This window comes from Ferrovibrio sp. (assembly GCF_041906005.1).
Taxonomy (GTDB): domain Bacteria; phylum Pseudomonadota; class Alphaproteobacteria; order Ferrovibrionales; family Ferrovibrionaceae; genus Ferrovibrio.
The window spans coordinates 146,146-165,366 of the sequence record NZ_JAYRJY010000001.1 but is presented as its reverse complement, the minus strand read 5'-3'; the positions used below and the strand labels follow the sequence as shown (position 1 = coordinate 165,366).

At 63.6% G+C, this 19,221-nt stretch carries 22 protein-coding genes; 11 read left to right on the top strand and 11 right to left on the bottom strand.

Features of this window, described 5'->3' with window-relative positions; all coding sequences use genetic code 11:
• Complete coding sequence (locus ACE3OO_RS00870) at window positions 1-699, top strand: alpha/beta fold hydrolase (RefSeq protein WP_374298736.1); 699 nt, start codon at window positions 1-3, stop codon at window positions 697-699.
• A 1-nt stretch (window position 700) separates the two neighbouring features.
• Here ACE3OO_RS00870 and ACE3OO_RS00865 read toward each other — a convergent pair whose 3' ends face one another.
• Complete coding sequence (locus tag ACE3OO_RS00865) at window positions 701-1,885, bottom strand: GGDEF domain-containing protein (protein ID WP_374298734.1); 1,185 nt, start codon at window positions 1,883-1,885, stop codon at window positions 701-703.
• 15 nt (window positions 1,886-1,900) lie between these two features.
• Window positions 1,901-3,868 (bottom strand): DNA topoisomerase IV subunit B, encoded by a 1,968-nt coding sequence (parE, locus tag ACE3OO_RS00860; protein ID WP_374298731.1) that lies wholly within the window; start codon window positions 3,866-3,868, stop codon window positions 1,901-1,903.
• Between the two features lie 101 nt (window positions 3,869-3,969).
• On the opposite strand from parE, the gene ACE3OO_RS00855 reads away from it, so the two are divergent.
• The 6 genes from ACE3OO_RS00855 (at window position 3,970) to ACE3OO_RS00830 (ending at window position 7,133) form a co-directional block, all read left to right on the top strand.
• Window positions 3,970-4,359: an acyl-CoA thioesterase gene (locus tag ACE3OO_RS00855; protein WP_374298728.1), complete on the top strand. Its 390-nt coding sequence runs from the start codon at window positions 3,970-3,972 to the stop codon at window positions 4,357-4,359.
• Window positions 4,356-4,817, top strand: a complete 462-nt coding sequence (locus tag ACE3OO_RS00850; protein WP_374298726.1) for a hypothetical protein — start codon at window positions 4,356-4,358, stop codon at window positions 4,815-4,817. Before ACE3OO_RS00855 ends, ACE3OO_RS00850 begins: the two co-directional genes overlap by 4 nt.
• Window positions 4,818-4,917: 100 nt before the next feature.
• Window positions 4,918-5,298 (top strand): DUF6455 family protein, encoded by a 381-nt coding sequence (locus ACE3OO_RS00845; RefSeq protein ID WP_374298724.1) that lies wholly within the window; start codon window positions 4,918-4,920, stop codon window positions 5,296-5,298.
• A 352-nt stretch (window positions 5,299-5,650) separates the two neighbouring features.
• The gene (locus tag ACE3OO_RS00840; RefSeq protein ID WP_374298720.1) at window positions 5,651-6,016 is read left to right on the top strand and encodes an ArsR/SmtB family transcription factor; all 366 of its coding nucleotides are present in this window, start codon (window positions 5,651-5,653) and stop codon (window positions 6,014-6,016) included.
• A gap of 11 nt (window positions 6,017-6,027) precedes the next feature.
• Entirely contained in the window at window positions 6,028-6,501 is a 474-nt protein-coding gene (locus ACE3OO_RS00835) for an SRPBCC family protein (protein WP_374298718.1), read from the top strand.
• A 113-nt stretch (window positions 6,502-6,614) separates the two neighbouring features.
• The gene (locus ACE3OO_RS00830; RefSeq protein ID WP_374298715.1) at window positions 6,615-7,133 is read left to right on the top strand and encodes a PAS domain-containing protein; all 519 of its coding nucleotides are present in this window, start codon (window positions 6,615-6,617) and stop codon (window positions 7,131-7,133) included.
• Window positions 7,134-7,190: 57 nt separating this feature from the next.
• Here ACE3OO_RS00830 and ACE3OO_RS00825 read toward each other — a convergent pair whose 3' ends face one another.
• Window positions 7,191-7,475 carry a GIY-YIG nuclease family protein gene (locus ACE3OO_RS00825; RefSeq protein WP_374298712.1) on the bottom strand — a complete coding sequence of 95 codons (285 nt, stop codon included), beginning with the start codon at window positions 7,473-7,475 and terminating at the stop codon, window positions 7,191-7,193.
• A 230-nt stretch (window positions 7,476-7,705) separates the two neighbouring features.
• On the opposite strand from ACE3OO_RS00825, the gene ACE3OO_RS00820 reads away from it, so the two are divergent.
• From ACE3OO_RS00820 to ACE3OO_RS00810, 3 genes are all read left to right on the top strand, one after another.
• Window positions 7,706-8,467 carry a DUF2971 domain-containing protein gene (locus ACE3OO_RS00820; protein ID WP_374298710.1) on the top strand — a complete coding sequence of 254 codons (762 nt, stop codon included), beginning with the start codon at window positions 7,706-7,708 and terminating at the stop codon, window positions 8,465-8,467.
• Window positions 8,468-8,728: 261 nt separating this feature from the next.
• A complete protein-coding gene (locus ACE3OO_RS00815) occupies window positions 8,729-10,588 on the top strand; it encodes a DEAD/DEAH box helicase (RefSeq protein WP_374298708.1) in 1,860 nt (619 codons plus the stop codon).
• 41 nt (window positions 10,589-10,629) lie between these two features.
• Window positions 10,630-11,244, top strand: coding sequence for a trimeric intracellular cation channel family protein (locus ACE3OO_RS00810; RefSeq protein WP_374298705.1), 615 nt, complete (start codon window positions 10,630-10,632; stop codon window positions 11,242-11,244).
• A gap of 75 nt (window positions 11,245-11,319) precedes the next feature.
• Here the strand turns inward: ACE3OO_RS00810 and ACE3OO_RS00805 are convergent, their stop codons facing one another.
• A complete protein-coding gene (locus tag ACE3OO_RS00805) occupies window positions 11,320-11,715 on the bottom strand; it encodes a hypothetical protein (protein WP_374298703.1) in 396 nt (131 codons plus the stop codon).
• Between the two features lie 172 nt (window positions 11,716-11,887).
• The gene (locus ACE3OO_RS00800; RefSeq protein WP_374298700.1) at window positions 11,888-12,706 is read right to left on the bottom strand and encodes an aldolase; all 819 of its coding nucleotides are present in this window, start codon (window positions 12,704-12,706) and stop codon (window positions 11,888-11,890) included.
• Between the two features lie 150 nt (window positions 12,707-12,856).
• On the opposite strand from ACE3OO_RS00800, the gene ACE3OO_RS00795 reads away from it, so the two are divergent.
• Window positions 12,857-13,540: a DJ-1/PfpI family protein gene (locus ACE3OO_RS00795; RefSeq protein ID WP_374298697.1), complete on the top strand. Its 684-nt coding sequence runs from the start codon at window positions 12,857-12,859 to the stop codon at window positions 13,538-13,540.
• Window positions 13,541-13,555: 15 nt separating this feature from the next.
• Here the strand turns inward: ACE3OO_RS00795 and ACE3OO_RS00790 are convergent, their stop codons facing one another.
• From ACE3OO_RS00790 to ACE3OO_RS00765, 6 genes are all read right to left on the bottom strand, one after another.
• Window positions 13,556-13,867 carry a ferritin gene (locus ACE3OO_RS00790; RefSeq protein ID WP_374298695.1) on the bottom strand — a complete coding sequence of 104 codons (312 nt, stop codon included), beginning with the start codon at window positions 13,865-13,867 and terminating at the stop codon, window positions 13,556-13,558.
• An 85-nt stretch (window positions 13,868-13,952) separates the two neighbouring features.
• Window positions 13,953-15,443: a TrkH family potassium uptake protein gene (locus tag ACE3OO_RS00785; RefSeq protein WP_374298692.1), complete on the bottom strand. Its 1,491-nt coding sequence runs from the start codon at window positions 15,441-15,443 to the stop codon at window positions 13,953-13,955.
• A gap of 72 nt (window positions 15,444-15,515) precedes the next feature.
• Window positions 15,516-15,818: a hypothetical protein gene (locus ACE3OO_RS00780; protein WP_374298691.1), complete on the bottom strand. Its 303-nt coding sequence runs from the start codon at window positions 15,816-15,818 to the stop codon at window positions 15,516-15,518.
• A gap of 154 nt (window positions 15,819-15,972) precedes the next feature.
• Window positions 15,973-17,382, bottom strand: a complete 1,410-nt coding sequence (gene glnA, locus ACE3OO_RS00775; protein ID WP_374298689.1) for a type I glutamate--ammonia ligase — start codon at window positions 17,380-17,382, stop codon at window positions 15,973-15,975.
• 117 nt (window positions 17,383-17,499) lie between these two features.
• Window positions 17,500-17,838 (bottom strand): P-II family nitrogen regulator, encoded by a 339-nt coding sequence (locus tag ACE3OO_RS00770; RefSeq protein ID WP_144258114.1) that lies wholly within the window; start codon window positions 17,836-17,838, stop codon window positions 17,500-17,502.
• Between the two features lie 181 nt (window positions 17,839-18,019).
• Window positions 18,020-19,207 (bottom strand): pyridoxal phosphate-dependent aminotransferase, encoded by a 1,188-nt coding sequence (locus ACE3OO_RS00765; protein ID WP_374298687.1) that lies wholly within the window; start codon window positions 19,205-19,207, stop codon window positions 18,020-18,022.
• Between the last annotated feature and the right edge of the window lie 14 nt (window positions 19,208-19,221).

Here is a 19,221-nt window from a genome sequence, read left to right as displayed (position 1 = left end):
ATGCGCCAGCCGCTGGTGCTGATTCCAGGCCTGTTGCTGACTGACGATTTCTGGCGCGAGCAGATTGCCCGCCTGTCCGATGTCGCGCAATGCATCGTGCCGTCCTGCCATTACGATATGGATAATTTCAGCGACATGGCGCGCGCCATCCTGGCCGAGGCGCCCGAGACTTTTGCGCTCTGCGGCCTTTCGATGGGCGGTTATGTTGCGCAGGAAATCATGCGACAGGCGCCGCAGCGTGTCACGCGGATCACATTGATGGATACATCATCCCGTGCCGATACGCCGGAACAGACCGAGCGCCGCCGCGCTCTTATCAAGCTGGGCCAGATCGGCCGGTTTCGCGGCGTGACGCCGCAATTGCTGCCGGTTCTGTTGCATCCCGACAACCTGTCGAATACGGCGATGACCGATCGGCTGATGGCGATGGCCGAGCAGATCGGCCGTGACGGTTTCATCAAGCAGCAGACCGCCATCATCGCCCGGCCCGATGGCCGCGAGGATCTGAAGGCATACCGCTTGCCGGCTCTGGTGCTGTGCGGCCGGCAGGATGCGCTCACGCCGCTGGAACTGCATGAGGAAATGGCCGCGCTGATTCCCGGGGCGAAGCTGAAGGTGATCGAGCATTGCGGCCACCTGCCGCCGATGGAAAAGCCCGACGAGACGGCGGCGGCCCTGCGCGAATGGCTGGCGGCCTGATCTAGGCGGGATCGGGGCTGACTTCAGCCAGCCGGGCGACCGACACCCGGTTGCGGCCATCGGTCTTGGCGTGATTCAGCGCGGTCTCCGCACGCTGCATCAGGCTGGTCCAGTCATCGCCATGCAGGCCCAGCGTGGCGATTCCGAAGCTGGCGGTGATGGCTGTGTCGGGATTGCCCTCGAGCCGCATGGAAGCGATCTGCTGGCGCAGGCGCTCGGCCAGTTGCTGCGCGCCGGCCAGTCGGGTGCTGGGCAGCAGGATGCACAACGCGGCGCCATCGACCCGCGCCAGGTAATCCTCGCGCCGCATGCTGGAACTGATGATCCCGGCAATCTGCCGCAGTACGGCATCGCCCAGGGCATAACCCTGCTCGCGGATCAGGGCCTCGAAATGATCGATGTCCAGTATAATCGCCGACAGGCCATAACCATGCCGGCGCGCCCGCGAAACTTCCTTGGCGCCGATCTCGTTCAGCAGGCCGCGATTGACCAGGCCGGTCACCTGGTCGGTGCGTACGCTGGTCTGCAGCCGTTGCAGCAGGCGCTGGCTCACCATCAGCGCGCAGGCAATGGTGGCGAGCAGGGCCGCCATCGCCGGGATCAGGAAGATGCCGTTGCCGATCGGACCGTCGCGCAGGCCATCCACGTTCAGTTGGCCGGCCAGCGCGGCGAAGCTCCGCATGATGTAAAGCGCCGCCAGCATGCCGAACAGCAGGCCGACGAAAGCCTGGGTCTGCATCAGCCCGATCTCGATGCGATAGAGCATGGTCCATGCGATACAGATGCAGATCAGGGCGATCGCTGCGGCGACGATGGCGGCGCGAATGGCAATGTCGGGACTGGCCAGTAGGAACCAGGAGAACAGGCCGAAGAAGATGACGAACAGCAGGCCCGCGCTGCGCCAGGGCAGGGGCAGGCCCTTGAACTGGCGGCTGCCGAACCAGAACAGGATATAGCCGATCACGAATAGCGCGTTGCCCGACAGGGCCACGATGGGTTCGTTGCCGGGCTTGCGCAGCACCAGGATGGCGAGGCCGACGCCGAAGGTGATATTGGCCAATGCCCAGGTGGACGGGCCAGACTCGCGCGGATGCACCGCGCTGACACCGGCCATGATCACCGTGTTGATCACGGCGACCGCGATGGTTGCCAGGGCGATGATCGGCAGGTTGTCGACACCAATCATCCCCGGCATGCAGATTCACACGTCGATATCGGTGGCGAAGGCGGCGCGTTCCTGGATGAACTGGAAGCGCAGTTCAGGTTTGCGGCCCATCAGGCGTTCCACCAGGTCGTCGGCTTCCTTGGCCTCGTCCACCGGCACCTGCACGCGGAGCAGGGTGCGGTTCTTCGGGTTCATGGTGGTTTCCTTCAACTGCGCGGGCGGCATCTCGCCCAGGCCCTTGAAGCGGCTGATCTCCACCTTGCGACTGCCGAAATGCTGCTTGATCAGGCGGTCCTTGTCGTCGTCGTCCATGGCGTAGAAGGTCTTGCCGCCGGCAGAGAGGCGATACAGCGGCGGCTGCGCCAGATAGAGATGGCCGTGCTCGATCAGCTTGGGCATCTCGCGGAAGAAGAAGGTCATCAGCAGGGATGCGATATGCGCGCCGTCGACATCGGCGTCGGTCATGATGATGACCTTGTCGTAGCGCAGTTCTTCCTCGCGGTATTTGCCGCCGGTGCCGCAGCCCAGGGCCTGGATCAGGTCGGCCAGCTCCTGGTTGGCGGCCAGCTTGCCCGAACCGGCCGAGGCGACGTTGAGGATCTTGCCGCGCAGCGGCAGCACGGCCTGGCGGCGGCGGTCGCGCGCCTGCTTGGCCGAACCACCCGCCGAGTCACCTTCGACGATGAAGATCTCCGAGCCGTTGGCGGCTTCGTCGGCGCAGTCGGCCAGCTTGCCGGGCAGGCGCAGCTTGCGCGTGGCCGACTTGCGGTTGACTTCCTTTTCGGCGCGGCGGCGCAGGCGTTCTTCCGCGCGTTCGATCAGGCGCGTGAGCAGGGCATTGGCATGTTGCGGCGCGCCGGCCAGCCAATGGTCGAAATGGTCCTTCACGGCCGTCTCGACCAGCTTTTGCGCCTCCACCGTCACCAGCTTGTCCTTGGTCTGGCCCTGGAACTGCGGGTCCTTGATGAAGACCGAAAGCATCGCCGTGCCGGCGGTGAGGATGTCGTCGGCGGTGATCTGCGCCGCCTTCTTGTTGTTGGTCAGCTCGGCGTAATCCTTCAGGCCGCGCATCAGGGCGCTGCGGAAACCGGCTTCATGCGTGCCGCCCTCGGGTGTGGTCACGGTATTGCAGTAGGATTGCAGCCAGCCTTCGTCGATGTCGCTGGGCCAGTGGATCGCCCATTCCACCTTGCCGCGTTCGCCCGCCAGCTCGGCGCGGCCGGCGAATGGCGTCGGCGTCACGGTCTGCTGGCCCTCGAGCTGTTCGTTCAGATAGTCTTGAAGCCCGCCGGGAAAATGCAGCACAGCCTCGGCCGGCGTCTCGTCGCCATCCTTGAGCAGTTCGGGCGCGCAGGCCCAGAAGATCTTCACGCCCGGATAGAGATAGGCCTTCGAGCGCGCCATCTTGAAGATGCGCGCGGCGCGGAAATGCGCGCCCTTGCCGAAGATCTGCTCGTCGGGATGGAAGATCACCGTGGTGCCGCGCCGGTTCGGCACGCTGCCCACCTTGACCAGCTTGCCCTGCGGCGCACCGCGCGAATACTCCTGCCGCCACAGCTCGCGGTCGCGCGCCACTTCCACGGTGAGCCGGTCGGACAGGGCGTTCACCACCGAGATGCCCACGCCATGCAGGCCGCCGGCGGTGGAATAGACTTTCGACGAGAACTTGCCGCCCGAATGCAGCGTGGTGAGGATCACCTCCAGCGCCGACTTGTCCTTGAACTTGGGATGTTTGTCGATCGGGATGCCGCGGCCGTTATCGAACACCTTCAGGCTGCCATCGGCCTGCAGGGTCACCTCGATGCGGTCGGCATGGCCGGCCACGGCCTCGTCCATCGCGTTGTCGAGCACTTCGGCGAACAGGTGGTGCAGGGCGCGTTCGTCGGTGCCGCCGATATACATGCCGGGCCGGCGCCGCACCGGCTCCAGGCCCTCGAGAACTTCGATGTCCTTGGCGGTGTAATCGCTGCCGCCCTTGCTTCCCTGCTGGAACAAGTCGTTCATACTATTCACGGATTTCGATTAAGGGGTGACTCGGATTTGCGCCGCAGTATAGTGGGGCCCGTGCCGGCGGCACAACCAACATATGGTAGGAATATAGGACCATGACCCAGACCTCGACGCGCGGCGAACCGGTGATTCGCTCGGCCCCGATGCCGGCCGACATGAACGGCAACGGCGACATCTTCGGCGGCTGGGTGCTGAGCCAGATGGACATCGCCGGCGGCATCGTGGCGGCCCGGCGCGCCCAGGGCCGGGTGGTGACCGTGGCGGTGGATGCCATGACCTTCCACCAGCCGATCAAGGTGGGCGACGTGGTGTCGATCTACGGCAGCGTGATCCGCGTCGGCCGCAGCTCGATGGCGGTGAAGCTGGAGACCATCGTGGCGCGCCGGCTGGACCCCACCGAGATCAAGGTGACCGAGGGCGTCTACACCTACGTCGCCATCGACGAGAACGGCAGGCCGCGGCCAGTCCCCAAAGAGGGCGCATGAGTAACGGCCCCCGGCATTACGCGGCCGACGAGATCGTCGCGCCCGAGCTGATCGCGCTGCAGGCGCTGTATGACGAGCGGCGCGGGCGGCAGCCGCTGCTGGCCTATGACGCGCTGCCGCCGGTGGAGACTTTGCCCGGCGTCGCCGACCTGGCGCTGGTGGAGGCGCTGGCCGACGGGCGTTACCGCTATCTGGCCATGGGCAACGGCTATCGCCATGTGGCGGGCGAGGCGCTGAGCGTGGGCGCGGATGGCACCGTGATCGAAACCCGGCCGGTGGTGCGCCAGCATTTCGACCTGGCGGTGACCGAACGCCGGCCGGTGCATGTGAGCGTGACGCGCTGGGACGGGCCGAAAATCCTGCAATACGACCGGCTGATCCTGCCTTTGCTGGACGGCCGCGGCGAGATCGCCCATCTGCTGGCCGGCGAGGTGTTCCTGCGTTACGCCAAGGGTTAGCAGGGTTGGGCTGACGCGATAGTTTGATCTGGAACAAAGCCGCTAAACCGGGCGGGTCTAGGCTGGTGTGCAGCAATGCAGCAGCAGCGGGAGGAGACCCATGCAGGCGCAGCACACATATCAGAAACCCGGCCTCGGCTGCTGGCTGAAGGCCGTGTGGAACAAACTGGCCGAGGAGCAGGAATGGCGCGGCCTGGCCAGCGAGGACCGCCACCGCATCGCCCAGGATATGGCGATGAGCGACGGCGACCTGGCGGCCCTGGTGCGCGATGGCGGCGGCAGCGCCGAGCTGGAGGAACTGCTGGCCCGGCGGGCTGCCGCCGGCAAAGCCCGGCTGGCGCCGGAACTGCTGCGCGACATGCAGCATAACTGCGCCTTCTGCGCCGAGCGGCCGGAATGCCGGGACTGGCTGGCGGCGAACGAGGGCGCCGGCGCGCCGGCCTTCTGTCCGAACCGGGATGTGCTGGCGCCGCAGGGCTAGCCGCCGGCACAGCCGGAAGTAGGGATGGGCGGGCAGCCGGTGGGCCGGACTCCGTCCGGCTGCCGGCATGCCCTTGATCGGGAATGGAAATTATCCAGCCAAGACCGGCCGGAGAGCGGCAAGCCGTCGCCAGAGGCCTGCCAGTAATCGCCAATTATCGACAATGATTGCCAACTTTGGCCAATCGTCGCCAATTCCGTCCGGGCTTGTCCGGGGAGTGCACCCGTGCGGCGGGTGGTGGATGACACGGATTCACGATGCGCAACAGCCGCAAATGAGAACATAGGGTGAATATGTCCTGAGGCAAGATCGCGGCTTGACATTAAACCAAAAGGTTGAATATTTAGTCGCCATGCAGACCGCGAGCCCGATACCCGATTTTCAGATCACAGCTTTGGATCACACCCTGCTGGCGCTGGCCGACCCGACCCGGCGGGCCATCCTGCAACGCCTGTGTGACCAGGGCGGCGAGGCCCGCGTCACCGACCTGGCCTTGCCCTTTGCCATGTCGCTCAACGCGGTGTCGAAGCATATCCGCCTGCTGGAACGCGCCGACCTGGTGCGCCGGCGCAAGCAGGGGCGGGAGCATCTGCTGAGTTTCAATCCGGCGCCGCTGACCCAGGCGGAACGCTGGATCGCCGAGCGCAAGGCGATGTGGGAACGCCGCCTCGATGCGCTGGGCGATTTCCTCAATGCGACCAAACCCGATCAGGAGTGAAACAGAGACCCATGAGCCAGACCGCCACGCCGAAGCCGCGTTCCGCCCTGCACAACACCTTCACCATCACCCGCGTCTACGACGCGCCGCCGGCCCGCGTGTTCGCCGCCTTCGCCGATCCGAAGGCCAAGGCGAAATGGTTTTCGCCGCCCCCGGACTGGGTGGATGTGAAACAGAGCGTCGAGTTCCGCGTCGGCGGCCGCGAGCATAGCAGCGCGCGCGACAGCAGCGGCGTGATGCATGTCTTCGATTCGATCTATTACGACATCGTGCCGGATGCGCGCATCGTCTATGCCTATGACATGCATCTGAACGAGAAACGCATTTCCGTGTCGCTCACCACCATCGACCTGCAGGCGGAGGCGGGCGGCAAGACGAAGCTCACCTTCACCGAACAGGGCGTCTATCTCGACGGCTACGACGATGCGAAGGCCCGCGAGGAAGGCACGACATGGCTGCTCGGGAAACTTGGGGAGACGCTGTAATACCGCATACGAATTGTCTGTCTGAAGATCGGCGGTATTAACATACGCCTGCAATTCGCCGCTGCCGCCGGCGCGCGAAACTGCTAGCATGTTTCCGTGGCAGGGGGCATGCCATGCTGACGGTGGGCTCGACAAAAATAGAAACCGTGGATGCGCCGGTGGTGCTGGGCGACGAACGCCTGCGCCGGCTCTACGGCCTGTGGCGTGAGGCCCATGCCCATGGCCTGCGGGCGCCCGGCCGCGCTTTCGTCGATCCGCTGCGGCTGCGCTTCATGATCGGCATGATCGTGCTGATGGATGTGCAGCCCGAGCCTTTGCGTTTCCGCTATCGCCTGGTGGGCACCGAGGTGGTGGATCACCTGGGCGTCGAACTCACCGGCTCCTGGCTCGACCAGCATCCCGATGCCGGCCGCATCGACCAGATCGCGGCGGCGCTGAGCCTGGCCTGGCGCGGCCAGCGCGCCGTGCGGTTCACCTACAAGCTCTCATCCTTCAAGCAGGCCTGGGCCTGCGAAACCCTGATCCTGCCGCTCTCCCATGGCGACGGCGAGATGCCGCTGCTGCTGGCGGGACAGATCTTCCCGAAAGACATGCCGCGCTTCCGGCGCGGGCAGGAGGATGAGGCGGGCTAACCTCCCAAATTGTCATGCCACGCCTTGGGTGTGGCATCCACGAGTTGGCTTTTTCAGCTATAGCGTCTCATACAGATCAGCCCAGTCTGGATTGACCGCATGGGTCAGCCGCACCTTCCAGGCGCGCGGCCAGCGCTTCAGCGTCTTCTCGCGCCTGATCGCATCGGTGATGCTGGCATGCTCTTCGGCATAGACCAGCCGCTTAAGACCGTATGTCCTGCTGAAGCCTTCGACCAGTCCTTCGCGATACTCATGGGCGCGGCGGCGGATATCGGCCGTGACGCCGACATAGATCGTGCCGTTGGGTTTGTTGCAAACGATATAGACCCAGCCACCAGACATGCGGCAGGATTGCGTGGCGCGAAACGGCGGGCAAGGGGTTTTTCTTCGTGCCCTGAACCCCATCCGTCATGCTCGGGTAGCGAAGGTAGGGAAGTCCCCCCACCACCCATCATACTCGGGCGGTGAAGGCGAGTACCACCGCGCCCACCATCGTCATGCTCGGGCTTGGCCCGAGCATCCACGAGTTTGTTTTTACATTTGAAGGTAAAGCTAAAATTTAAGGATAGAGAATGAAGCTGAACGAAGATTTACGTAGAGAATGGGAAGCTGCCGGATATCGTGGAAACATGGGTAGCGTTACCGCAATGAAGCCTCCGCCAAAGGAGTTCATTCGTTTGTATCACCTAACCACATTGGAATACGCGATTAATAATCTCGCCCTAGGGCGCTTAAAAGTAGCTCGAATTTCAGAAGTAAATGACCCGTTCGAATATATGGCGTTAAAATTAAAAGGTGGTCTATCAGGGCAGAAAGCGTTGCAAGATCTGAAAGCGATTCAAAATGAGCAGACAGGACTGCTCTGCTTTAGTGGGGACTGGACGAATCCTGTTTTGTGGAGTCATTACGGTGCGAAGCACCAAGGAGTTTGTCTAGGATTTGACGTAAAAAGAGACATTGCTCAAGCGGTTCATTATGTAGGGGAGAGGGATCTAGCTGAAGTCGAGGATATTTCTAAGCCACGCCTCACCCGTGAGCAGGAAGATAAAATTCGTTGTACCAAGTTTGATAATTGGAAGTATGAGGAAGAGCATAGAGTTTTTCTTGCTCTTGCGGACATGAAGAAAGAAGCTAGTTTGTATTTTTATGAATTTGGCAAAGATGTTCGGCTTGCTGAGGTCATCTTAGGTGTAAATTGCCAAGCATCTATTGAATCGATCAGGGCAATGGTTGCTGAAAAATATTCCACTGCGATCACCTTTGGGGCGAGGCTATCAATTAAGAAATTTAGCATTGTGCCTGATGAGAATAGATTGCCGCCCTGCGAAAAATAACAATCTTCCCTGATGCCATAGAAAATAACTCGTGGATGCCCCGCCCAAGGCGGGGCATGACGATTGAGGAGGTGGAGAGGTGGGCCTAACCCCCTGAACCACCTGTTCCTCCCACCCTCCGCTTGACGCCTGCCGCGTCTGCGCCTATACCCCGCCGCAGCAGGGCCGGCGGATGATTGTCGCCATTCCCTGATCGGCCCTGACTATGCTGGGTGGGCCGTTGCGATATCGCCGCCCTCTGTTTCCCGGAAGACTGATTCCATGACCGATTCCGAAAACGCCGCTTTTGCCGGCGTCGTGCCGCCATTGGCGCAGGCCCTGTCCGCGCGCGGCTATGCCACGCTCACCCCCGTGCAGCTCGCCGTGCTGGGCCCCAATCTCACTGAATCCGATCTGCTGGTTTCGGCCCAGACCGGCTCGGGCAAGACGGTGGCCTTCGGCATGGCCATCGCGCCCACGCTGCTGCAGGGCTCCGATGGCTTCGAACCCTTCCGCCCCGGCGGCTGGGCGCCGCCGCTGGCGCTGATCATCGCGCCCACGCGCGAACTGGCCCTGCAGGTCTGCCGCGAACTGGAATGGCTCTATGCCCCCACCAACGCCCGCGTGGTGTCGTGTGTCGGCGGCATGGACATGCGCACCGAGCGCCAGGCCCTGAATGCCGGCGCCCATATCGTGGTCGGCACGCCGGGCCGCCTGCGCGACCATATCGAGCGCGGCGCCCTGGATATCGGCGCGCTCCGCGCCGTGGTGCTGGACGAAGCCGACGAGATGCTCGACCTCGGCTTCCGCGAGGACCTGGAATTCATCCTCGACGCGGCGCCGCCCGAGCGCCGCACCCTGCTGTTCTCGGCCACCGTGCCAAAACCCATCGCCATGCTGGCCAAACGCTTCCAGCGCGAGGCGGTGCGCATTTCCACGGCGCAGGAAAAATCCCAGCATGTGGATATCGAATACCGCGTGCTGGCCGTGGCGCCGAACGAACGCGAGAATGCCATCATCAACGTGCTGCGCTATTTCGATGCCAAGAGCACCATGGTGTTCTGCGGCACCCGCATGGCGGTGACCCATCTGGCCGCCCGGCTGGGCAATCGCGGCTTTGCCGTGGTGGCTTTGTCGGGCGAGTTGTCGCAGACCGAGCGCACCCATGCCCTGCAGGCGATGCGCGACGGCCGGGCGCGGGTCTGTGTGGCGACCGACGTGGCGGCGCGCGGCATCGATCTGCCGGGCCTGGATCTCGTGGTGCATGCCGATCCGCCGGTGAATGCCGAGACTTTGCTGCATCGTTCGGGCCGCACCGGCCGGGCCGGCAACAAGGGCATCTGCGTGGTGCTGGCACCGCATAACCGCAAGCGCGGGGTGCAGCGCCTGCTGCAGGAAGCCAGGATCACGGCGCAATGGGGCACGCCGCCGCGCGCCGCCGACATCCTGGCTGCCGACCGCACGCGCATGCTCAACGATGCCAGCCTGCTGGCCGAGGTGAGCGAGGACGAACGGAGCTTCGCCACCGAGCTGCTGGCCCTGCATGGCGCCGAGAAAGTTGCGGCGGCCTACCTGCGCCTGCAGCAGGCCAGCCGCCCGGCGCCCGAGGAGCTGCTGGACATCGCGCCGGAGCCCGAGTTCCAGCCGCGTCCGCGTCGCGAATACGGTAGCGGCGAGAGCAGGGGCGGCGCGTGGTTCAGCATCTCGGCCGGGCACAAGCAGAATGCCGAGCCGCGCTGGCTGCTGCCGCTGATCTGCCGGGTCGGCCATGTCACGCGCCGCGATGTCGGCGCGATCAAGATTTTCCACACCGAAAGCCAGTTCGAGATTTCGGCCGAGGCCGCCGAACGCTTCGCCGCGCAGATCGCCCGCGAGGGCACCGGCGAGAAGCAGATCACCATCACGCGGCTGCCCAACGGGCCGACCGAACAGGCCGCCGAGGCGCGGCCGCGCGAGGATGCCAAGCCGTACAAGAAGACGCCCTACAAGCCGGGGCAGTACAAGGGCGGCGAGGGCAAGTTTGGCGGCGGCAAATTCTCCGGAGGCAAGCCGGGCGCAGACGGCACGGACGGCGATCACAAGCCCTTTAAGCCAAAGTTCGCCGGCAAGCCGAAATTCAAGAAACGCGACCACAAGGCGTAAAAGTAACTGACTGAGCGGCCAAGCCATGGCATGACTAAGCCATGCTGCTCACGCTGTTCGACTATATCGGCACCTTCGTCTTCGCGCTCTCTGGCGCCACGGCCGGCGTGCGCCGCCGGCTGGACGTGTTCGGCGTGCTGGTGCTGGCCTTCGCCGCCGCTTCGGCCGGCGGCATCCTGCGCGACGTGCTGATCGGCGCGCTGCCGCCGGCGGCCCTGCGCGACTGGCCCTATCTGGCGATTGCCGTGGTCGCCGGCCTGATCGTGTTTTTCTTCCATGCCCAGGTCGAGAAGCTGAAGCATCCGGTGCAGATCTTCGATGCCGCCGGCCTGGCGCTGTTCGCCGTGCTGGGCGCGCAGAAGGCGCTGGTCTACGGGCTCAACCCGCTGGCCGCCGCTTTGCTGGGTACGCTCAGCGGTATCGGCGGCGGCATGGCGCGCGACATCCTGCTGGCGGAAATCCCCACCGTGCTGCGCGCCGAGGTCTATGCCGTGGCGGCTCTGGCCGGCGCCGCTTTGGTGGTGGCGATGGATGCCGCCGGGCTGGACCTGCATGCCGGCGTGATCGCCGGCGGCGTGCTGTGTTTCGTCATCCGCATCGCCGCGTTACGCCGCGGCTGGCGTCTGGCCGTGGCAAAACCGGACAGCGAGAGCTGAAACAGAACGGGCAGCCGGTTTCCCGACTGCCCGCTGGTCTGTTCGGCCATGGGTGCGTCCCCGGCCTGGCAAAGGTCAGCGTGAGGCGACCTTCTTGTTCAGCGTGATGAAGGTTGCTTCATCATACTTGTTGTCGGAACCGGCGGCTGAGTCGATGGCCCAGCCGATGCCGCCGCCAGCGATGATGTTGCCGAAGGTGGCAGCCGAAGCATGCGACTTCAGATGCATGGTCCCCGGCTCATAGCCATCCAGGTTGCAGGTCACATCGATGCCATGCTTGGTGCGGTCGATCCGCACCGCGCCGGGCGTCACCACCTTGCCGATGGTGGCGCCATTGCGCACCAGGGAGCAGGTGGCGCCGGACGGATCGGTGTTGAAGGAGAGGGTCTGCGATGTTCCCTCGACAATGGTCGAGCAGCCCGTCACGGCGACCATCGCCGCGACGGCCGAAAATACGGCCAGTTTCTTCATTCATCCCCCAAAGGTAGCAGTTCTTTTTCAAATGGGCCTGCCTCCAGACCCATCTACACGCTACGCGAGCATGCGCCCTTTTTTCAAGAGGATGCCCCGGGGTGACTATCCTTTTTGTCTATGTTCCAGACAGATATTGCTGATCTCAGCGGGTGGTTGGACGGGCCGAGCCTCAGAAGCGGTAATCCGGCTGTTCGCGGTCGAGCTGGCGTTTGCAGCTTTCCAGATGCAGGCGGGCGGATTCCCGGTCGCCCTCGCGCATCTGGGCATAGGTCGCCTCGGCGATCTGCCGCGGCACCGGCACCACCTTGCGGCCGGTCGCCATGGCGATGCATTGCACCTGGCAGGCGCGTTCCAGGTAATACAGGTCGTCCCAGGCTTCGGCGATGCTGGGCGCCAGCACCATCACGCCGTGGTGGCGCATGAAGATGATGTCGGCGTCGCCGACGCTGGCGGCGATGCGGTCGCCCTCGGCATGATCCAGCGCCAGGCCGTTATAATCGGCGTCGACTTTGGTGCGGCCGTAGAATTTCAGCGCGGTCTGGCCGGCGAAGACCAGTGGATCGCCGCCATTCGCACATAGGTCCGTCATGCATAACGCGGTGGCATAGGGCATGTGGGTATGGAAGGCGACGCGGGCGCGCGGCACGCGCAGATGCATGCGGGCATGGATGAAAAAGGCCGTCGCCTCGGGCTGACCCCAGGTCTGATCTTGGCCGGCGATCACGTTGCCATGGAAATCGCAGACCAGCAGGCTGGAGGCGCTGACCTCCGAGAAAGCCTGGCCGTAGGGATTGACCAGGAACAGGTCGTCATGGCCCGGCAGCACGGCGGAGAAATGATTGCAGATGCCCTCATGCATGCCGTGCTTCGCCGCCATGCGGAAACAGGCGGCGAGGTCGATGCGGGCCTGGCGGATCTCGGGGGTGTCGAGATCGGGACGGTTATGGCCGGTGTTCGGGGAAGGGCGGGGATCGAGGGCATGGGCCATGGGCGGCTCCGCGGATGATGATTCCGGAAACTCTGACATACTCGTCATTGCCACGAAAGCGGCGGGAATGGATGGCGACAATTCCGCTGTTGCCGCGCCGGCGGGCCTGCGGCAGGCTCGGTGCGCTGTTCATCCCGCGGGGCAAAGACCATGGCGTTGCAGATCGGTTTGCTGCTGTTTCCCAACCTGACCCAGCTCGACCTGACCGGGCCGTGGGAGGTCTTCGCCAAGCTGCCCGGCGCCACCTGCCATCTGCTCGCGCCAACGCTTGAGCCGGTGCGCAGTTCCAGCGCCGGGCTGACCATCCTGCCCACCACGCGCTATGCCGATTGCCCGCAGCTGGATGTGGTCTGCGTGCCCGGCGGGCCGGGGCATCTGCAGGCGATGGAAGATGCCGCCACGTTGGATTTCCTCAAAAGCCAGGCGCCGGGCTGCCGTTTCGTGACGGCGGTGTGCACCGGCGCGCTGGTGCTGGCGGCGGCGGGGCTGCTGCGCGGCTATCGCGCCACCACGCACTGGATGTCGCTCGACCGCCTGGCCGCCTTCGGCGCCACGCCCGTCTCCCAGCGTGTGGTGATCGACCGCAACCGCGTCACCGGCGGCGGCGTCACGGCGGGGATCGATTTCGGGCTGACGCTGGTGGCGATGCTGGCCGGCGAGACGCTGGCGCGGGAAATCCAGCTGCAGATCGAATACGAGCCGCAGCCGCCTTACGGTGGCTCGCCGGAAACGGCCGATCCCGCCATTGTGGCCAGCCTGCGCGGCCGGCTGGGGGCCTATGCCACGGCGATGGCGGAAACCGATGCGCGGGCGGTGGCGCGGCTGAACGGCTGATCGGCTTTTTCCCGTTCAGCTTTTTCCGGCGGCCTGTTCCTCGCGGACGGCGATATCGCTGTCGGTGAACAGATACTCGCCAAGCTGCTTGGCGAAGTCGCGGTCGTTGCGGCGCAGCCATTCCAGCACCATGGCGGCATGCTCGATTTCCTCGCGCATGTTGTGCAGCAGGATCCTGCGCAGCGATGAATCATCGCAATCGTCGGCGCGCTGGCGATACCAGTCGGCGGCCTCAAGCTCTTCCATCAGCGAAACGATGGCGTGGTGCATCGCGATGGTCTTCGCACTCAGCCGGTCGCGCGGCGCGTGCAATTTCTCGCTGGACATGACTCTTCCTCGGATCCTCGGGCTCGGGTCTCCCGCGATAAACGCCCGGGATCGCAGCCGGTTCCGCCTGATGGCGGCAGAACGCCTAATGGCGCCAGAAGGAGCGGCTGAAGGGGATCAGCAGGATCAGGATTTCCAGCCGCCCGGCCAGCATACCCAGGGCCATGAACCATTTCGCCGGATCTGGAATATCCCGGAAGGTGCAGCACGGGCCGATATTCGGCCCGAGCGAGGGACCAACACCGCCCAGCGCAGTAGCGGCGGAACCCATGCTTTCCGGAATGCTTAGGCCTGTGAAACTGATCGCCAACGATAACAGGAAAAAACTGAGCAGGTAGACGAAGAAATAGTTGGTGACGCCGGCACGTACGGAATCGGGGATGTTGTCACCGTTGAACGTGATGCGGATGGTGGCATGCGGCATCACTTGGCGGCGCACTTGGGCGCGCAGCAGCTGCATCAGGGTAAGGATGCGGAATATCTTGATTCCACCGGCAGTCGAGCCAGTGCAGCCACCAATCAACATGGCGATCAAAAGCAGCAATTCCGGAAATGCACCCCAGGAGGAAAAATCCTGGCTGGTGAAGCCGGTGCAGGAGATGATCGAAACCACATTGAAGGCCGCCTCGCGGATCGCTTGGCCGAATGGCGTATTGTTGACGCTGACACGCCAGAAAGCGATCAGGGCGATGCCGATAACGATCAAGGCGAGAAACAGCCGCACCTGACTGTCGCGCCACAGCGCATCGAGCCGGCCGTACACAGTCTGCAGCATCAGCACAAAGGGCATCGCAGACAGTGCCATGAATATCACGCTGATCCACTCCACCGCAGCGCTCTGGTAATGCCCTATATTGGCATCCTTTGAAGAGAACCCGCCGGTCGCCACCGCCGCCATGGCATGGCCGATGGCGTCGAAGCTTTCCATGCCGGCGAGCCAGTAGCAAATCGAGCAGGCAACCGTGAGGCCGATATAGATGAAGCCGATCTGCGTCACCACCTCGGTAATGCGCGGCAGGAATTTTCCTGATTGGGCCGAGAGATCGATGCTGAACAGCTGCAGGCCGCCGATACGCAGGAAGGGCAGCAGCAGCACGGCGATGGTCACCACGCCAAAGCCACCGAACCAGACCAGCAGGAAACGCCACAGCAGCAGGCCGCGCGGTGCGGTATCCAGGCCGACGATCACGGTTGAGCCGGTGGCCGACAAGCCCGACATGGTTTCGAATACCGCATCGGTCATGCTCAGGTGGAAATCCGACAGCATGAACGGGATCGCGCTGGTGAAGGTAACGGTCAGCCAGGCGATTGGAATGGCCAGCAAGGTTTCTTGCAGGTTCATCTTCACATTGCGGCCCCGGTTGGCCATGGCAATGCCGCCGCCGACAAACAGTGTGCCGGTCGCGCAGGTGAGGAAAATGCGATAGTCCTCGTGACCGTCCACCAGATCGATCAGCATCGGCGCGAACATGGCAATGCCGAAACAGCAGACAATGATGCTGACGAAATAAAGAATCGGTGCAAGCGTGACAGGACTGTCGCTGCGGCGGCCTGGGGCAGTAACGGTGGCGGTCATGGCGGCGGAGTGTCGTCGGGCCGCCTGCCGGAATCAAGGGGCAGTGCGGCCCGCCGGCGCGGTGATCCCGGCTCAGCTCTTCTTTTCGATGCCTTTCTTCTGGCCCTTGTCCATACCCTTCTTCTGGCCCTGGTCCATGCCATGGGTGCGGCCTTTTTCGGTCTCGGCCTTTTTCTTGGCGCTGGTGGCCTTGTCTTTCGAAGTCTCGGTTTTCTTTTCAGCTTTCTTTTCAGTTTTCTTTTCTGGGCCCTTCTGAGCCTGGGCGGGCGGCTTGGCCGGCGTGGCGGTCTGGGCCTTGAGCGGGCCGGCGGCGGCGAACAGGCCGAGGCTGAACAGGGCCGCGATGGCGAGGGCAAGATGGCGGTTCAGGCGCATGGTTTTATCCTCCCTGTGGGGAAGCCCATCATAATGCCTTTCCCGCCCGCCCCCTAAGGGCAAAAGCGGGCGCAAAAGAAAAGCCCCGCCGGCAGGAACCGGCGGGGCTCGTTGGACTCTCGGCTGTTAGGCCGCGGGCCCAGGGAAGCGGGTCTTAGACCGAGTAGTACATGGAGAATTCGATCGGGTGCGGGGTGTGCTCGAAGGCATACACCTCTTCCCACTTCAGCTCCATGTAGGCGTCGATGAAGTCGTCGTTGAACACGCCGCCGGCCTTCAGGAAGGCGCGGTCCTTGTCCAGGCTCTCCAGGGCTTCGCGCAGGCTGCCGCAAACCTGCGGCACCTTGCTCAGTTCCTCGGGCGGCAGGTCATAGAGGTTCTTGTCCATGGCCGCGCCGGGATGGATCTTGTTCTTGATGCCGTCCAGACCGGCCATCAGCATGGCGGCGTAAGCGAGATAGGGGTTCGCGCCCGGATCGGGGAAGCGGACCTCGACGCGCTTGGCCTTCTCGCCGGCGCCGAACGGGATGCGGCAGGAAGCCGAACGGTTGCGCGCCGAGTAGGCGAGCAGCACGGGGGCCTCGAAGCCGGGGATCAGGCGCTTGTAGCTGTTGGTCAGCGGGTTGGTGAAGGCGTTCAGCGCCTTGGCGTGCTTGATGATGCCGCCGATGTAGAACAGCGCCAGCTCGCTCAGGCCGGCATACTTGTTGCCGGCAAAGAGCGGTTTCCCACCTTTCCAGATCGACTGGTGCACGTGCATGCCCGAGCCGTTGTCGCCCTTGATCGGCTTCGGCATGAAGGTCGCGGTCTTGCCCCAGGCATGGGCCACGTTGTGCACGCAGTACTTATAGATCTGCATGCCATCGGCCGACTTCAGCAGCGTGGCGAACTTGATGCCCAGTTCGTGCTGGCTGTTCGCCACCTCGTGGTGGTGCTTTTCGACCGTCACGCCCATCGCGGCGATGGTGGACAGCATTTCCGAACGCAGGTCGCCGCCCTGATCCAGCGGGGCAACCGGGAAATAGCCGCCCTTGATCGGGGCGCGGTGGCCCATGTTGCCGCCTTCGTAGACCTTGCCCGAGTTGTAGTCGCCTTCGATGTCGTCGAGGTAGACGAAGGTCTCGTTCATCGAGGTCTTGAAGCGGACATCGTCGAACACGAAGAACTCGGCTTCCGGGCCGAAATAGGCGACGTCGCCGACCTTGCTCGACTTCACGAAGGCTTCGGCGGCCTTGGCGATCGAACGCGGGCAGCGGTTATACGGGGTGCCTTCATGCGGCTCGAGAACGTCGCAGAACAGGATCGCGGTGGTCTGGGCCGCGAAGGGGTCGAACGTGAGGCTATCGAGGTCCGGCTTCAGCAGCATGTCGGACTCGTTGATCGCCTTCCAGCCGGCGATCGAGGAGCCATCGAACATGATGCCTTCCTTCAGGGTCGCCTCGTCGCACATGGTGATGTCGAAAGCGACATGCTGCCACTTGCCGCGCGGGTCGGTGAACCGGAAATCGACGTACTTGACGTCCTTTTCCTTCAACTGCTTCACAATGGATTTTGCATCAGCCATGGCTGTTTTCCTGCTGCTTCTTCCCTGGGTTGGTAATGCTCACGGAGGGGTCCCGCGCGGAATGTTCGATACGGGCTACTCGATGAGATGGAATGGCGGGGATGGACTGCCCCGCCGTCAGACTGCTTCCGCGCCCTTTTCGCCGGTGCGGATGCGAATTACCTCTTCGACTGTCGAGATGAAAATCTTGCCGTCGCCGATCCGGCCGGTGCGGGCCGCCTGGGTGATGGCCTCGACGGCCTTTTCGACCATCGCGTCGTCCAGCACCACTTCGATCTTCACCTTCGGCAGGAAGTCGACGACATATTCGGCGCCACGATAGAGCTCGGTATGGCCCTTCTGGCGGCCAAAGCCCTTGGCCTCGGTCACGGTCAGGCCCTGCAGGCCGATCTCGTGGAGGGCTTCTTTCACTTCGTCGAGCTTGAAGGGCTTGATGATGGCTTCGATCTTTTTCATGGGTGCGACAACGCTTTTTGGCCAGATTTGAAAGACGGGTGGGAGTATGCACGCTTTGTGCCAGTATTAACCAGGGCTTAACGTGCTGGATTCCCGCCGTCAGGTGGGGGCTGTGGATAGGTTTTCGGCTCTATTTGCATAGAAAATAACCCATATGATCGAAAAATAGGCTGAAATTTGCCTATTGTTTTGGCTGGTTCTGGCCGAGGAAGTTGGCAATCCGTTGTAAAGCCTCGGTGATTGCCTCATCGGACGCGGCAAAGGACAACCGCAGATACCCTTCGCCATGGCGGCCGAAACTGGTGCCGGCAATGGTGGCGACGCCGGCCTGTTCCAGCAGGCCATCCTGCATCTGCCGCGCCGTCAGCCCCGTGCCGGCGATGTTGGGGAAGGCATAGAAGGCGCCTTCGGGCTTGATGCAGCTCAGGCCGGGAATCCTGTTCAGGCCGGCGACGCACAGGTCGCGCCGGCGGCGGAAGGCCAGCCGCATCTGTTCCACGGCATCCTGCGGGCCCTGCAGGGCCGCGATGCCGGCATATTGCGTGGCGGCGTTGACGCAGGAATGGGTGTTGATCGCGAACCGTGTCGCGATCTCGGCCAGCTTCGCCGGCCACAGGCCCCAGCCCAGACGCCAGCCGGTCATGGCATAGGTCTTCGACCAGCCTTCCAGGATGATCAGGCGATCCTGCAGCAGCGGAAGATACGGGATGAAGCTGGCATAGGCGCCATCGCCATCCAGCACCAGGCGGGAATAGATCTCGTCGGCCATGATGGCGACATGGGGGAAGCGCTGGAGCCCTTCGACCAGCTTTTTCACTTCTTCGGCCGGGGCGACGCCGCCGGTGGGATTGGCCGGCGAATTGACGATCAGCAGGCGCGTGTTCGGCGTGATGCGGGCCAGCAGGTCGTCGGCGCGGAAGGCGAAGCCGTTCTTTTCCAGCAGGGGATAGCCGGCCGCCGTGGCGCCGGTGAATTTCACCAGGCTTTCATAGATCGGGAAGCCGGGATCTGGATACATGATCTCGGCGCCGGGTTCGCCAAACATCATGATCGCGGTGGCCATGGTCACCTTGCCGCCGGGCACGATCACGATGCGGTCGGGCGACACGGTGGTTTTGTAGCGCTGCGCGATCTCGGCGCAGACCGCCTCGCGCAGAGGCAGGATGCCGTTGGCCGGCGTGTAGCCGTGATGGCCGTCGCGCAGGGCCTTGATCGCGGCCTCCACCACATGGGGCGGGGTGGGAAAATCGGGCTGGCCGATGCCGAGGTTGATGATGCTCTTCCCCTGGGCCTCAAGAGCCTTGGCGCGGGCCAGAACCTCAAAGGCGCTTTCCGTGCCCAGTCGCGACATGCACGCGGCAATCTGCATGTTTTCCTCCCGGT

What these genes read in the sequence shown, in the direction of transcription:
- ACE3OO_RS00765 (WP_374298687.1), bottom strand. Translation starts at nt 19,207, where the DNA reads ATGCAGATTGCCGCGTGCATGTCGCGACTGGGCACGGAAAGCGCCTTT.
- ACE3OO_RS00840 (WP_374298720.1), top strand. Translation starts at nt 5,651, where the DNA reads ATGCAGACCGCGAGCCCGATACCCGATTTTCAGATCACAGCTTTGGAT.
- ACE3OO_RS00785 (WP_374298692.1), bottom strand. Translation starts at nt 15,443, where the DNA reads ATGACCGCCACCGTTACTGCCCCAGGCCGCCGCAGCGACAGTCCTGTC.
- ACE3OO_RS00865 (WP_374298734.1), bottom strand. Translation starts at nt 1,885, where the DNA reads ATGATTGGTGTCGACAACCTGCCGATCATCGCCCTGGCAACCATCGCG.
- ACE3OO_RS00815 (WP_374298708.1), top strand. Translation starts at nt 8,729, where the DNA reads ATGACCGATTCCGAAAACGCCGCTTTTGCCGGCGTCGTGCCGCCATTG.
- ACE3OO_RS00830 (WP_374298715.1), top strand. Translation starts at nt 6,615, where the DNA reads ATGCTGACGGTGGGCTCGACAAAAATAGAAACCGTGGATGCGCCGGTG.
- ACE3OO_RS00770 (WP_144258114.1), bottom strand. Translation starts at nt 17,838, where the DNA reads ATGAAAAAGATCGAAGCCATCATCAAGCCCTTCAAGCTCGACGAAGTG.
- ACE3OO_RS00780 (WP_374298691.1), bottom strand. Translation starts at nt 15,818, where the DNA reads ATGCGCCTGAACCGCCATCTTGCCCTCGCCATCGCGGCCCTGTTCAGC.
- ACE3OO_RS00835 (WP_374298718.1), top strand. Translation starts at nt 6,028, where the DNA reads ATGAGCCAGACCGCCACGCCGAAGCCGCGTTCCGCCCTGCACAACACC.
- ACE3OO_RS00820 (WP_374298710.1), top strand. Translation starts at nt 7,706, where the DNA reads ATGAAGCTGAACGAAGATTTACGTAGAGAATGGGAAGCTGCCGGATAT.
- ACE3OO_RS00800 (WP_374298700.1), bottom strand. Translation starts at nt 12,706, where the DNA reads ATGGCCCATGCCCTCGATCCCCGCCCTTCCCCGAACACCGGCCATAAC.
- ACE3OO_RS00825 (WP_374298712.1), bottom strand. Translation starts at nt 7,475, where the DNA reads ATGTCTGGTGGCTGGGTCTATATCGTTTGCAACAAACCCAACGGCACG.
- ACE3OO_RS00805 (WP_374298703.1), bottom strand. Translation starts at nt 11,715, where the DNA reads ATGAAGAAACTGGCCGTATTTTCGGCCGTCGCGGCGATGGTCGCCGTG.
- ACE3OO_RS00810 (WP_374298705.1), top strand. Translation starts at nt 10,630, where the DNA reads ATGCTGCTCACGCTGTTCGACTATATCGGCACCTTCGTCTTCGCGCTC.
- ACE3OO_RS00790 (WP_374298695.1), bottom strand. Translation starts at nt 13,867, where the DNA reads ATGTCCAGCGAGAAATTGCACGCGCCGCGCGACCGGCTGAGTGCGAAG.
- parE (WP_374298731.1), bottom strand. Translation starts at nt 3,868, where the DNA reads ATGAACGACTTGTTCCAGCAGGGAAGCAAGGGCGGCAGCGATTACACC.
- ACE3OO_RS00855 (WP_374298728.1), top strand. Translation starts at nt 3,970, where the DNA reads ATGACCCAGACCTCGACGCGCGGCGAACCGGTGATTCGCTCGGCCCCG.
- ACE3OO_RS00845 (WP_374298724.1), top strand. Translation starts at nt 4,918, where the DNA reads ATGCAGGCGCAGCACACATATCAGAAACCCGGCCTCGGCTGCTGGCTG.
- ACE3OO_RS00850 (WP_374298726.1), top strand. Translation starts at nt 4,356, where the DNA reads ATGAGTAACGGCCCCCGGCATTACGCGGCCGACGAGATCGTCGCGCCC.
- ACE3OO_RS00795 (WP_374298697.1), top strand. Translation starts at nt 12,857, where the DNA reads ATGGCGTTGCAGATCGGTTTGCTGCTGTTTCCCAACCTGACCCAGCTC.
- ACE3OO_RS00870 (WP_374298736.1), top strand. Translation starts at nt 1, where the DNA reads ATGCGCCAGCCGCTGGTGCTGATTCCAGGCCTGTTGCTGACTGACGAT.
- glnA (WP_374298689.1), bottom strand. Translation starts at nt 17,382, where the DNA reads ATGGCTGATGCAAAATCCATTGTGAAGCAGTTGAAGGAAAAGGACGTC.